Raw genomic sequence first — 11,340 nt, 5'->3', positions numbered from 1 at the left:
CTCACCGACCTCAACATCAGCAACAATCAGCTCGCTGCACTGCCTGAGGGTATGGCTGCACTGACGGGCCTCACCGACCTCAACATCAGCAACAATCAGCTCGCTGCACTGCCTGAGGGTATGGCTGCACTGACGGGCCTCACCGACCTCAACATCAGCAACAATAAGTTGCGCGTTATTCCTGATTGGCTCGTCGATCTAGTGATGCTGCGCAACTTATCCACACATGGGAACCTTTCCATCAGTCCACCTCCAGAGATTACATCGAGTGGAACAGAATCAGTATTGGCGTTCCTTCGCGCACGCAGAGAAGGAGCTTCCGAACAATGGGTCTCCAAACTCCTGATTGTTGGAGAAGGTGGGGTTGGAAAGACATCGCTGATAAAGGCCCTTACCGGAAAGCCTCACAACCCCAGCGAACCAACTACGCATGGACTACAAATAAGCCATCTACCAATAAAGCATCCTGACCGCGCCGAAGTCAATATGGACTTGAGCGCTTGGGATTTTGGTGGCCAACAAATATATCACGCGACACATCAGTTCTTTATTACCGACCGATCCCTCTTTCTCCTCCTCTGGAACGCCAGACTTGGATGGGAACAAGGAAAGCTTCGGTATTGGCTGGATATTATAACGGCGCGCGCCCCAGGCTCCCCGATTATTTTGATCGCCACACACGCCGATCATAATGAACGGCCAGTTGACTTACCGCTAGATGAGCTGCGTCAGGAATATCCAAGGATAGCCGACAGCATCTCGATTGATAGCGAAACATGCTGCGGCATAGACAATCTAATATCCTCCATCAGAGAAAGAGCAACAAACCTTCCACTCATGGGCACAGAATGGCCAACAACATGGCTTAAAAGCGCTGATGCCATTCGCATTTTACCGGAAAAACATATCACGCCTGGGCGCATGTGGGAAATAATGAGTCGTACAGGCGTAAGCGATCCCGTACAGCAGAGATATATTGCAATCGCAATGCATCAACTCGGTGATATTCTTTACTATCACGATGATGAGGAACTGGCCCAAACCGTCGTTCTACAGCCAGAATGGGTAAACGAATACATCAGTAAGGTTCTAGACAGCTCAGAGGTCGCAAACCGCCACGGCTTACTTACGCGCAATCATTTAAATGAGCTGTGGTGGGATTTAGACCGCGGACTGAGGGACCATTTTCTGGGCATGATGGACAAATATGACCTGTCCTATCAAATAGACGACGGACGTAAAGCTGATATTAGCTTGGTAGTAGAGCGACTGCCATGGAATCCGCCATCTTACCATGAATTATGGGAGGAGATGAATAGACTACCCACCACAAAGGAAATCAAAGTTATTTATCGCCTCAACACGATGCCGCCAGGGATTCCGACCTGGTTTATAGCTAGATCACATCGTTTTACGACAAGCCGACACTGGAGAACAGGAGCTCTCCTCCAGCATACAGACAATATTCACCGAGCTCTTTTGCGCGCTGACCGTCATCGAAATGTCATAGAGTTGGCTGTCCGTGGCCCTGCTCCGGCAGCATTTTTCTCGGTACTTGATGACGGACTAAACAGAACCCTAGAACGGTTTCCTGGGCTCGACATTATACGGCAAGTTCCTTGCCCCTGCCGAGGAACGTCGGCATGCCCTGAGCTCTTCGACTATGAAGACTTACAGAGTCGCTTGCTCCGAAATCCTCCGCGACATGAAATCGAATGCCGGAAGTCAGGCGAGTTTCTAGGTGTACCTATGCTCGTTCTCGGGCTGGCCCCATCGGAACGTGATGTCACACGGATCGGCCTCGATCGATTGACGAAGATTATTACTCAGTCGACCGAGAAGCAAGATAACCAGACAGAGTACATACAGCGAATGTTTCTGAAACTGCAGCGGATCGTACAAGCTCAGCAAGAGGTTCGCTGTCCAAGCGTTTTTTCATTAACGCCAATCCCAAGGAATCGGCTCGCAGGAAGCGCATTCGAGCTCCGTCTTTATTGCGAGGAGCCCGGCGCCTGGCACCCTCTTCCAGAAAGCAGAGGTTGTTATCAAATTAAGGAACTTCCTGAGTGGTTCCGGCGCATGAGCCCATACTTAAAATATTTGGTCACCGTACTTAAGCATACCGCCCCGTTTCTGGGGCCAGTTCTTGGTATGACCGTCGATCAGCTTGAGCAACAAACCAAAGCCGAAGCTGATGCAATGAAAGAGCTAGTATCGCAGATTCCTGAACCTACGATTAGCGGGGAAAAGAATGAACCACTTGGCGATATAAACGCGATCGCCGAGTCTCGGGCAACGCTTGAGGCAGATTTTCGGGCCTTGGAGAGTCTGCTAATTGAGCTAGATCCTGCTCGGGCTTGGGGAGGATTGTCTCGTACAACAACACCTGAAGGTCTCACGCTCTATCTATGTGCTCAACATAGCTATGCGTATCGCAGCTCATTAGGCTCCTAGAATAGCGCGATGGCCGAAATATGGTTGACATAACATTAACCTCACATCGGCCTGCCGAACTGGCCATATAATTCGACGCCCTGCCACTTCAGCCGATTAAGCGGCCAGAGCGATAGGAATGTTTGATCGCAATCAGGCTCAGTGATACCTATGGAAATCTTGTCCATTAGGACACGGTTTTTCAGGCGCGTGAGATAGGCCGCCATAGGGAGCTCGCACTTGATGCTCATGTAGGAAATTCACATCCAGAGATGTGTCATTTGTAAATCGCAGCTCAAATTAGAGCTACCGCAATGACCTTCATCGATCCCACAACCACTACAGCGCCAGCAGCTGCCAAGGAGCTGTCCTTGCCTGGCTTGTTGGCGTACCCGATGGTTGAGACGCCTGCAGCGTCACCCGCTTCGACGTCTCGTATGGCGTCGCCAATAAAGATGCACTCCGCAGGGCCGGAACCAGCGGCGTTCATGGCGTCCAGCAACAGCCGTGGACTGGGCTTCATCGACGCCGGATCAGCCGGGACACGGCCAAAGACACCCGCCACTTGGCTGCTGAGACCATGCGCGTTCAGATAGGCGCGAATCGCGCTGCTCGCGTTGTTGCTGACCAGCCAGACGGTTCGACCGGACTCGCCACAGGCTCGAAGAACAGCCTCTCCCCCGGACGTCGGTTGGGCGAGTTCGACGGCTTTCTCTTCCAGCCGCGTCAGTGCCGCATCCGCCACCGCCGCCAGGGCCGGCCGTTCGGTGCTGATGCGCCGCAGAAGGGCGAGCGGGTCGGTCTCGCTCCCCCAACTCGCCAGCACCTGCTCTCCGTTGGAAAGCAGGGTTGCGCGCAGGCGCTGGGCGACCTCCGGTGCGGGAAGGCCGGCGAAGACCGAGCAGATGGGGCCGTCGAAGTCGATCAGGACGTGTTTCACCGGCCGCAGCACTTCCGCAAGGTCGGCGTTCATTCGGGGCGCTCGTAGGCGATGGTGGTCCACACGCTGTCGAACCAGACTTGGGCCTGCTGCACGTACTGCGAGCCTAGAGACGCGTCGTCGGGGCCTGCGGAGTGGTGGAACAGGGTGGTGTCCTTCCCGGTGACGTCGTAGAAGGTGTGGCTGTCGCCGTCGATCGTCAGGGACCGCTCACGCAATGGATAGAACCCGAAGAAGGCCTCGGAGCGGTTCAGGATGTACAGCTTGAACAGGCTCGACGCCTTGTGCACCTTCACCTGGACGCTCGCCGACTGGACAAGCCCCAGTTCGGCGAGGACCTGGACCGAGTGTGCGATACCGCCGGCGTTGGTCAGGGCGATGGTGCGGGCGCGTTCCCGAAGCGCGGCTTCGTCGCGCAGGTCGTCCACGAGGACGGGTACGGCCATCTGCGCCGAGGTGTCCGGCAGCAGCAGCCGCACGCTGATCGTCTCCGGAGCGAGGCGGCCCGAGCGGACCTTGTCGAGCGGTTCCTGTATCGCGTTGTGCAGCGTCTCGCTGGAGAAGCCCGAGAAGTCGATGGTGACGTGCGGCTCGGCGAACGCGGCTTCCAGGTGCGGGCGCAGCCCGACCGGCCGTTCTGTCCGCTCCCGGACGAAGGAGCCGCTTCCCTGCCGGGTGACGATCAGCCCTTCGCTCCTGAGGAGGTCCAGGGCCTTGTCCACTGTTCCGCGCGCTACGCCGTAGTGCTTGGACAGCTCCGGCCCTGAAGGAAGTTTGTCGCCGGGCTGGAACCCCTCTCTCTTCGTGAGAATCGCGGCTCGTAGAGAGCTGCTGACCTGCTGGTATGGCGGGCGAGGGTCGTCCGGGTCAAGGCTCATACCCCAATGCTAAGCCACATGCCCAACACAGCCGAGATGCTCAACTCTGTTGACCTGCCTAAGCAGGTTGTCTATGTTGAGCATGTCGCCACCGCGAGGAGCGGAAGCGGCTGGAGGGGCCTTATTTGGGCTGCTCAGAGCACGGAAAAGGCTTCTGGTAATCGCGCCGAAAGCCTCAAAAACTGGGGCTGTCCCCATCCGCCAAGACCAGGACAGCCCCGCGACTCCTCGACAAGGAGCACACCAATCATGTCCCACAGAACGACTCTGCTGATCGCGCTCCGGGGTCCCTGTCACTGCTGCGGCGGTGAGGGGTGGATGACCTCCACCCAGAAGTGCGGGGTATGCGAGGGCACCGGTCAGTGCGGCAGGCAGCGGTGAGCAACCTGCGGCACTCCTACCTCAACTGGCGGCCCGTCGGTCACCTGCCCGGCTGCCGCCGTCCCGCCTGGGACGTGCAGACCCTGCGCCTGGAGCGGCCCGGCGGGATGAGTGAGCTGGGGATGCGGGCGGTGTGCTGGTCGTGCGGCACCGTCCACGACCTCACCGCCCACATCGCTCCCGACACCGACCCCAATCCCGACGTCGACGAGATGCGGTCGGAGGCGAACCTGCGGCTGACCGCGACCTGGGTCACCGGCTACGGCCAGCCCGCCCTCCGGTCGGCGGGGCTGTGGCTGCACCCCGGCCCTGCCGTCCTGCGCCGCATCGGCACCCCGCCGGACCCGGTCGGCTACCTGGTCACCACCACCCCCGCCACCCCCCGCACCGCCGCCGACGTCGCCGGGGTCATCACCCGCCGCCGCGGCCCGCGCGGCGGGGTCGTGTGGAGCGCGGGCGTCGGCTACGACCCGCCCACCACGACCTGGTACGACCTGCCCTCCCGAGGCGCTGCAGCCCGCTGGATTGCCGCCACCATCACTGCTCACACCTCCCGCCCGTAACCCTCGAAGGAGTACGTCATGGGCAAGAAAGTCGACTTCGCCGTGTACCGGACCAACCACGACGCCCGGTTCACGATGGCTTACACCTGCGTGTGCGGTCAGCCGACCATCGGCTACAGCGATGACCTCAAGGGCCTGTTCACCGGCGAGTGCGCCAACGGCCATTCCTCCACCGTGATGGCCAGCTGACCTGCTCGGCCCTCTCCACGCTGGTCCGGGGCGGCTCGTTTCCGCCAAGTCCCGACGCCGCCCCGGCCGGCTCCTTTTCCACTCTTCAGTAGTCAGGAGTTCTCGCCATCATGGCAAATCTCGTTCGCCTGCACACCACCGACTCGAACCACATGGTGGGGGTCGAGCCCATCACCGACGGCCTGCGCCTGCGGGACCCGTCACTGCCCGACGCGGCACGTCTGGCCGTGGTCGAGCGCACCGGCGGCCGGTTCAGCACGGTGTGCACCACCGACCTGACCAACCACAGCGGCGCCGACCTGAGCGCCGTCGCCCGCGTCTACGCCGACGCCTACGGCGCCCGGCTCGCGGCCGCCCTGCACCCGTCCCGGATGACCGACGAGCAGCTCGCTGCGGCCTGGCGCATCGAGGGTGAGCCACCGGTCCCCGAGTGCGCCTACGACCCCGAGATGCACACCGGCGCCGACGCCGAGACCCCCGGCGAGCAGGCCGCCCGTGAGGAGGTCGCCCGCGAGGTGTGCGCCACCTGCCCCGCCCTCCTGCTGTGCGGCCTGTACGCCGCCGAGGTTCGTCCCTTCTCTGGGATCTGGGCGGGCCGTACGCCCGAGCAGGTCAACCAGGTGGCCGAGTTCGGGCAGCGGGTGGCCTGACATGGAACAGCGCTACTTCTCCGTCCTGGCCCCGGCGCCGTGGAACAAGTCCGGCACGACCCGCGTCACGGTGCGCACCGGCGGCTCGTACGCGGTGTACCTGTGCGTCGGCAACGCCCGGCTCGGCCTGACCGCCGACGAAGCGTGGGCGCTGTGGACCGCGATGGGCACCGCCCTGGCCACCACCTTCGGCCCCACCCCCGACTGGGCCGCCCAGCAGGCCACCGACCAGCCCGCCTCCACCCCGGCCAGCGATGACGAGAAGGAATGAGCATGACCCGCTTCCAGTGCTCGACCTGCACGCGTCGTCACACCGCGCTGACCGGCTGCACGCGCTGCTCGACCGGCCCCAGTGGTCAGATCCCGCGCTGCCCGACCCACGGCGCTCGGCTGTCGGCCCAGTGCGGCGCCTGCCGCATCCTTCGTTCCCAGCCCGGCTACTGAGGAGGCCCGAATGTCTTCGGCTACGACGTTCGCCGCGGTGTTCGTCGCCCTGTTCGCCGCGCACAGCGTGGGCGATCACTGGGTGCAGACCCACCACCAGGCGTGTGCCAAGGGCGTCCCTGGCTGGGAGGGGCGGATCGCCTGCGTCAAGCACGTGCTCACCCTGACCGCCACCAAGGCCGCCGCGCTGGCCGCGCTCGCCCTGGTGACCGGGGTGAGGCTGGCGCCGCTGGCCCTGCTCGCCGGACTGGGCGCCGACGCCCTGTCGCATTACTGGGCCGACCGGCGCACGACCCTCGCCCGGCTCGCCGACGCGATCGGCAAGGGCGGCTTCTACCAGCTGGGAGCGCCCCGGCCTGGCCACGACGACGCCCCGCACCTGGGCACCGGCGCCTACGCCCTGGATCAGTCCTGGCACATCGGATGGCTGTTCGCCGCCGCTCTGATCATCGCGGGGGCGTCATGAACGAGTCCGTCCCCCTCTTGCCGGCCGCTGCCGGGCTGGCCGCCTCCTACGGAAAGGAGGGAGGCACGAAGGCGCCCCTGTCGCAGAAACAGATCATGGTGGCCGAGAGGACGCTGAGCGTCGGGACGTGGGCCATCACCGCGGGCGCCGTCCTGTTCTCCGTCCTGACGGTGACTCCGCTCGTGGAGCGGGTCACCCCGGACGGGTGGGACTGGACCGCCCCGATCCTGCCCGTCGTCGTCGATGCCGCCGTGGTCATCGTGATCCGGCTCGACTCCGCGGTGTCACGGCTCGGAGGTGACGGCGGGCCGTGGCCGGTCATTCTGCGCTGGCTCACCGGCCTGTTCACGGTGGCGCTGAACATCGGCGACTCGGCATGGAAGCAGGACATTGCCGGAGTCGCTGTTCACGCGGTCGCTCCGCTGCTGCTGATCGTGACCGCCGAAGCCGGTCTTGCCTACCGGCGGGCCATCGCCAAAGCCCTCGATCGGATCGAGCGTGAACAGGCTGCGGAGGCCGAGCGGCAGCGTGTTCACGAACGCCGCGAGCGTGAAGCGCGTGAACAGGCCGAGCAGGAGCGCGAGCAGCGCGAGCGCGAAGAGCGTGAACGCCAGCAGGAACGGGCCGAGCGCCGCGAACGCGAAGAACGGGAGTACGCCGCCCTTCTGGAGCAGCAGCGGCGCGAGCACGAGGCGCGGATAGCCCGTGAGCAGCGGGAAGCCGAACTCGCCGCCCGCCGTGAAGAGGCCGAAAGACAGGAACGCCAGCAGGAGCGGGAGCGTCAGGAGCGGGCGGCCCGTGAACAGCGGGAGCGGGCCGAGCGCGAGCGCCGTGAACACGAGCAGCGCGAGCGCGCTGAGCGTGAACGCCAGGAGCGCGAGCAGCAGGAGCGGCAGGCCCGTGAACGAGCGGAGGAGATGGCCCGCGAATGCCGTGAACGCCAGGCCCTGAACGCAAGCGGCACCGGCGTGAACGCTTCGGCGAACACCCGCAAGGCGCCTGCGCTGAACGCTCCTCGGATGCCCGAGGACGACGCCCGCGCCCTCGTCCTGAACACCCCCGGCGCGAGCGTGCGCGACCTGGCCGACAAGACCGGCTGGTCGATCGGCTGGGTGTCCAAGGTCCGCAACGACCCCCGCGACGCCCACACCGGGGGCGCCTGATGACCGCCATCACGCCCGCACCCGCGCCCGTCCGGCACCGGCCGGAGATCACCCGCACCGCCGGGGAGGTCAGCACCGTCTACCGGTTCGTGTGCCTGTGCGGTGTGGCCGGTGAGGAGCACGCCGCTCGCCGCATGGCCCAGGTGGACCTGAACGAGCACGTTCTGTCCCTGCCGAAGGTGCCGGCCGCTGAGCGGTGCCAGGCCCCGCGCGCTCACGGCCGGTCGGCGTGGGAGCCGTGCGGTCTGTGCGCGAACCAGGGGACCCTGTTCGACCTGGCGGGGGTGGGTCGGTGAGTGTGCGTCCGCCCCGGGTGGTCTACGTCATCACCGACGCCCCGCCCCGACCGCTGCACGAACGCGTGCGGAACCTGTGCCTGAGCGTGCTGGCCTGGCTGCTGATGGCGCTGGCCGTTCTCGGTCAGGCGCTGGGGCTGCTGATCGGCGCGCTGGACGCGCTGATCGCCGCCCGGCTCGGTACCCGCCGTATCGCCTACCTGGCCCGTCTGCTGCGCCAGGCCATCCGTGATTCCCGCTCTCACCGTTTCGGAGAGGACGACGACCTGTGAGCGACAAGCCCGGCCGTAGCCGCATCCCTGAACTGTCCAACATCCCCTGGCAGGGTCCGGTGGCCATCACCAACTACGCCAAGGTCGGCCGTGACCTGTGCCGGGACCTGGGCGAGGAACTCACCCTCGGCGCCGACGAGCTCTATGCCGTGCTCATCCGCTCCTTCAAGGGCCACCCGGTTCTGAGCGTGTTCGGAGCGCCGGATGTGCGCATGCGCGCCCGCCGTGTGGTCAAGCGGCTCAAGCGCGCCGCCGAGCTGCAGAAGGGTTCCGGGGTGGAGCTGGTGAAGTTCCACGCCCAGTTCCGCAAGGAGTTCGTCGACATCCTCCCGCAGGCCAAGCCCGAAAAGCGGCGTGCCGAGTTCAACTGGAACGACGTCTGATGGCCCGCCACGCGCAGCACGCGCCCACCGTCATGGACAGCCCGGGTTCCTGGGAGCAGGTCGCCACCCGCGAGGTGTCCAAGGCGCTGCTGTACTTCCCGCCCTGGCTGATCGGTGTCCTACTGTTCGGGCTCGGGTTCGTCTTCCACGTCACCCTGCGCTCTGACGACCCGCAGGTGGTGGCGTGGACCACCGCCCTGATCACCGGGTGTGTGATCGGGCTGACCGGCCTGACCTGGCACCAGTCCCACGCCCGCAGCCCCGTCGGCCGGCTGCACACCACCCTGACCACCCTGGCCGGGGGGCTGTGGGTGTGCGCGGCCACCATCAACGGCCCCACCTCCACGGTGACCGGCCGGTTGATTCTGGTCGGCGGGGTCACCATGGCCCTGTCGTTCAACATCCGCACCGTGATCCGCACCAAGCAGATCGACGTGGCCGGGGCCGTCACCGACCCGTTGGGGTTCCTGTTCGGCCGCGGCGCCACCGCCGCCGGGATGCACGCGGTGGAGGCGAGGACCACGCGGGCGAGCGCGCACAAGGTCGAGGGGGCGGTGCAGCTGGAGGCCGGGCGGCAGACCGCCGACGACCTGACCAAGAAGCTCCCCTACGTCGAGTCCGGCATCGGCCTGCCGCCCGGCAGCATCACCACCAGCGTCGACCCCGACGACGCCAGCAAGGCCAGGGTGGTCATCTCCGATCCGCGAGTGATGAAGAACCCGATCCCCTGGCCCGGCCCCTCGGCGCCCGGTTCGTCGATCGCCGATCCGATCCGGCTAGGGTTGTGGCAGGACCTGGACGAGGTCGCCTACGTCATCACCGGCCATCACCTGCAGGTCATGGGCAAGACCGGCGCGGGCAAGTCCATCGGCGGGGCGTGGAACTTCCTGGCCGAGGCCGTCACCCGGGACGACGTGGCGGTGTTCGCGATCGACATCACCAAGGGTGAGCAGACCCTCGGCCCGCTCAAGCCCGCGCTGCATCGGCTGGAGACCACCAAGCAGGGCGCCCGCCAGCTGCTGGGCGAGATGCAGTCCAAGGTCAAGGAGCGCACCGACCAGCTGGCCGCCAAGGGCCTGCAGAAGTGGGTCAAGGGCTGCGGCCTGACCTACTGGATTCTGTGGCTGGAGGAGTTCCCCGACATCTTCGATGCCCTGTCGGACAAGGAACAGGAGCAGTTCCTGAGCCTGGTCAAGGCGATCCGCTCCGCCGGTGGCACGGTCGTGCTGAGCCTGCAGCGTTCGGACTACACGCAGATGCCGACCCTGGCGCGTGGGCAGCTGGCCAAGATGTGCTTCGGCGTCGACTCGGCCGCCGATGCGTCCTTCGGCCTGTCGGAACAGCAGGACGACGCCGGATGCCGCCCCGAACTCTGGTCGAACAAGCAGCCCGGCATGGCCTACCTGGACGCACCCAGCATCCCGGACGAACGGATCACGATGCCAATGCGCACCTACGCCTGGGGACTCGACGCCAACGGGGCCTTCGACGACGAGCGGGCCAACGCCGCGTTGCGCGCGCACGCCGCTGCCTTCCCGGCCGCCTACAAGAAGGTCGATCCCGGCACCGCGACTCTGTCCCGGCTGGACGCCTCCGCGCTGACCAGCCCCGCCCCGTTGCCTGCCTTGGACGCTCCGGAGCTCCCGAGCGACGAGGACGCCGACGACGAGGAGGTGAGGAACGTGGCCGCCGAGTACCTGGCCACCGACGACCCCGACCCGGACGTGCAGGCCGACCTGGACGACGAGATCCCCGACATCGACGAGGGCGAACCTCCGATGACGTTCGCCGCGCCGGATCGCAAGATGACCGCCGAAGAGCGCGGCGCGGCCCTGATGGAGTGCCTGCAGGAGATGTGGGACGAGGGCGCCCGCGCCTTCTCCTCCGGCGACCTCAAGTCACTGTGGGAGACCACCGACATCTCCCGCGCCTGGATTCAGGACCGGCTCAAGCGCCTGGTCTCTGCGGGCATCTTGGGCGGCTACGACGACGAGGCACAGCGGTACCTGATGCCGACCCGGCCCGAGATCTAAAGATCGCCTGGCACCCCTTCGGGTGCCAGGAGCGGGGGTTGGGGGAGAGAGTTACAGGTCAGACGGGGTGCCAGGATTTCTGGCACCTCCCTGGCACCCCCGCTGGCACCCTTTCTGGCACCCCCTGGCACCCCCTGGCACCCCAGGCGGCAGGGCTGGCACCCCGCTCTGGCACCCCTGGCAGCAAGATCAAAAACTTTTTGGCTCGCATCCCACGCGCAGCCGTACGCGCGAGACGCGCCCCTCGTT

General features: G+C 64.9%; 15 protein-coding genes. 13 read left to right on the top strand and 2 right to left on the bottom strand.

The features are described 5' to 3' along the window. A partial coding sequence (locus ACFYY8_RS22150; RefSeq protein ID WP_390043687.1) for a COR domain-containing protein occupies positions 1–2,454 on the top strand: 2,454 nt, incomplete at its 5' end. 274 nt (positions 2,455–2,728) lie between these two features. Here ACFYY8_RS22150 and ACFYY8_RS22145 read toward each other — a convergent pair. Together ACFYY8_RS22145 and ACFYY8_RS22140 are read right to left on the bottom strand one after the other, a co-directional pair. Continuing rightward, entirely contained in the window at positions 2,729–3,406 is a 678-nt protein-coding gene (locus tag ACFYY8_RS22145) for an HAD family hydrolase (RefSeq protein WP_390043685.1), read from the bottom strand. Beyond that, entirely contained in the window at positions 3,403–4,251 is an 849-nt protein-coding gene (locus tag ACFYY8_RS22140; protein ID WP_390043683.1) for a GntR family transcriptional regulator, read from the bottom strand. Before ACFYY8_RS22140 ends, ACFYY8_RS22145 begins: the two co-directional genes overlap by 4 nt. Positions 4,252–4,500: 249 nt before the next feature. Here ACFYY8_RS22140 and ACFYY8_RS22135 point away from each other — a divergent pair, with 249 nt between their 5' ends. The 12 genes from ACFYY8_RS22135 to ACFYY8_RS22080 all read left to right on the top strand — a co-directional run bounded on the left by ACFYY8_RS22135 (position 4,501) and on the right by ACFYY8_RS22080 (position 11,091). Next, a complete protein-coding gene (locus ACFYY8_RS22135; RefSeq protein ID WP_362774798.1) occupies positions 4,501–4,632 on the top strand; it encodes a hypothetical protein in 132 nt (43 codons plus the stop codon). Beyond that, positions 4,629–5,195 (top strand): hypothetical protein, encoded by a 567-nt coding sequence (locus ACFYY8_RS22130; protein ID WP_390043681.1) that lies wholly within the window; start codon positions 4,629–4,631, stop codon positions 5,193–5,195. Before ACFYY8_RS22135 ends, ACFYY8_RS22130 begins: the two co-directional genes overlap by 4 nt. Before the next feature lie 18 nt (positions 5,196–5,213). Further along, on the top strand, positions 5,214–5,384 hold the full coding sequence (locus tag ACFYY8_RS22125) for a hypothetical protein (protein ID WP_386192181.1): 171 nt from the start codon (positions 5,214–5,216) through the stop codon (positions 5,382–5,384). Positions 5,385–5,494: 110 nt separating this feature from the next. Further along, a complete protein-coding gene (locus ACFYY8_RS22120) occupies positions 5,495–6,034 on the top strand; it encodes a WhiB family transcriptional regulator (RefSeq protein ID WP_390043678.1) in 540 nt (179 codons plus the stop codon). A gap of 1 nt (position 6,035) precedes the next feature. Beyond that, on the top strand, positions 6,036–6,305 hold the full coding sequence (locus ACFYY8_RS22115) for a hypothetical protein (protein WP_390043676.1): 270 nt from the start codon (positions 6,036–6,038) through the stop codon (positions 6,303–6,305). A 2-nt stretch (positions 6,306–6,307) separates the two neighbouring features. Continuing rightward, on the top strand, positions 6,308–6,478 hold the full coding sequence (locus tag ACFYY8_RS22110; protein ID WP_390043674.1) for a hypothetical protein: 171 nt from the start codon (positions 6,308–6,310) through the stop codon (positions 6,476–6,478). Positions 6,479–6,488: 10 nt separating this feature from the next. Further along, complete coding sequence (locus ACFYY8_RS22105) at positions 6,489–6,944, top strand: transcriptional regulator (RefSeq protein ID WP_390043672.1); 456 nt, start codon at positions 6,489–6,491, stop codon at positions 6,942–6,944. Further along, positions 6,941–8,107 (top strand): hypothetical protein, encoded by a 1,167-nt coding sequence (locus ACFYY8_RS22100; RefSeq protein ID WP_390043670.1) that lies wholly within the window; start codon positions 6,941–6,943, stop codon positions 8,105–8,107. Before ACFYY8_RS22105 ends, ACFYY8_RS22100 begins: the two co-directional genes overlap by 4 nt. Further along, on the top strand, positions 8,107–8,403 hold the full coding sequence (locus ACFYY8_RS22095; protein ID WP_390043668.1) for a hypothetical protein: 297 nt from the start codon (positions 8,107–8,109) through the stop codon (positions 8,401–8,403). Before ACFYY8_RS22100 ends, ACFYY8_RS22095 begins: the two co-directional genes overlap by 1 nt. Further along, positions 8,400–8,675, top strand: a complete 276-nt coding sequence (locus ACFYY8_RS22090; protein WP_390043666.1) for a hypothetical protein — start codon at positions 8,400–8,402, stop codon at positions 8,673–8,675. Before ACFYY8_RS22095 ends, ACFYY8_RS22090 begins: the two co-directional genes overlap by 4 nt. Next, positions 8,672–9,058 carry a hypothetical protein gene (locus tag ACFYY8_RS22085; RefSeq protein ID WP_362774768.1) on the top strand — a complete coding sequence of 129 codons (387 nt, stop codon included), beginning with the start codon at positions 8,672–8,674 and terminating at the stop codon, positions 9,056–9,058. Before ACFYY8_RS22090 ends, ACFYY8_RS22085 begins: the two co-directional genes overlap by 4 nt. Further along, positions 9,058–11,091, top strand: a complete 2,034-nt coding sequence (locus ACFYY8_RS22080) for a hypothetical protein (RefSeq protein WP_390043664.1) — start codon at positions 9,058–9,060, stop codon at positions 11,089–11,091. Before ACFYY8_RS22085 ends, ACFYY8_RS22080 begins: the two co-directional genes overlap by 1 nt. The last annotated feature ends 249 nt before the right edge of the window (positions 11,092–11,340 follow it).

Origin of the sequence: Streptosporangium sp. NPDC001559 (assembly GCF_042893955.1) — a bacterium.
In the GTDB taxonomy this organism is placed as follows: Bacteria; Actinomycetota; Actinomycetes; order Streptosporangiales; family Streptosporangiaceae; genus Streptosporangium.
The sequence above is the reverse complement of the archived record's forward strand: the minus strand, read 5'-3'. Positions and strand labels throughout refer to the sequence as shown.

Excerpts from the sequence above, each read along its gene's own strand:
- ACFYY8_RS22100 (WP_390043670.1), top strand. The coding sequence starts at position 6,941 with ATGAACGAGTCCGTCCCCCTCTTGCCGGCCGCTGCCGGGCTGGCCGCC.
- ACFYY8_RS22115 (WP_390043676.1), top strand. The coding sequence starts at position 6,036 with ATGGAACAGCGCTACTTCTCCGTCCTGGCCCCGGCGCCGTGGAACAAG.
- ACFYY8_RS22095 (WP_390043668.1), top strand. The coding sequence starts at position 8,107 with ATGACCGCCATCACGCCCGCACCCGCGCCCGTCCGGCACCGGCCGGAG.
- ACFYY8_RS22135 (WP_362774798.1), top strand. The coding sequence starts at position 4,501 with ATGTCCCACAGAACGACTCTGCTGATCGCGCTCCGGGGTCCCTGTCAC.
- ACFYY8_RS22110 (WP_390043674.1), top strand. The coding sequence starts at position 6,308 with ATGACCCGCTTCCAGTGCTCGACCTGCACGCGTCGTCACACCGCGCTG.
- ACFYY8_RS22080 (WP_390043664.1), top strand. The coding sequence starts at position 9,058 with ATGGCCCGCCACGCGCAGCACGCGCCCACCGTCATGGACAGCCCGGGT.
- ACFYY8_RS22120 (WP_390043678.1), top strand. The coding sequence starts at position 5,495 with ATGGCAAATCTCGTTCGCCTGCACACCACCGACTCGAACCACATGGTG.
- ACFYY8_RS22140 (WP_390043683.1), bottom strand. The coding sequence starts at position 4,251 with ATGAGCCTTGACCCGGACGACCCTCGCCCGCCATACCAGCAGGTCAGC.
- ACFYY8_RS22125 (WP_386192181.1), top strand. The coding sequence starts at position 5,214 with ATGGGCAAGAAAGTCGACTTCGCCGTGTACCGGACCAACCACGACGCC.
- ACFYY8_RS22105 (WP_390043672.1), top strand. The coding sequence starts at position 6,489 with ATGTCTTCGGCTACGACGTTCGCCGCGGTGTTCGTCGCCCTGTTCGCC.
- ACFYY8_RS22145 (WP_390043685.1), bottom strand. The coding sequence starts at position 3,406 with ATGAACGCCGACCTTGCGGAAGTGCTGCGGCCGGTGAAACACGTCCTG.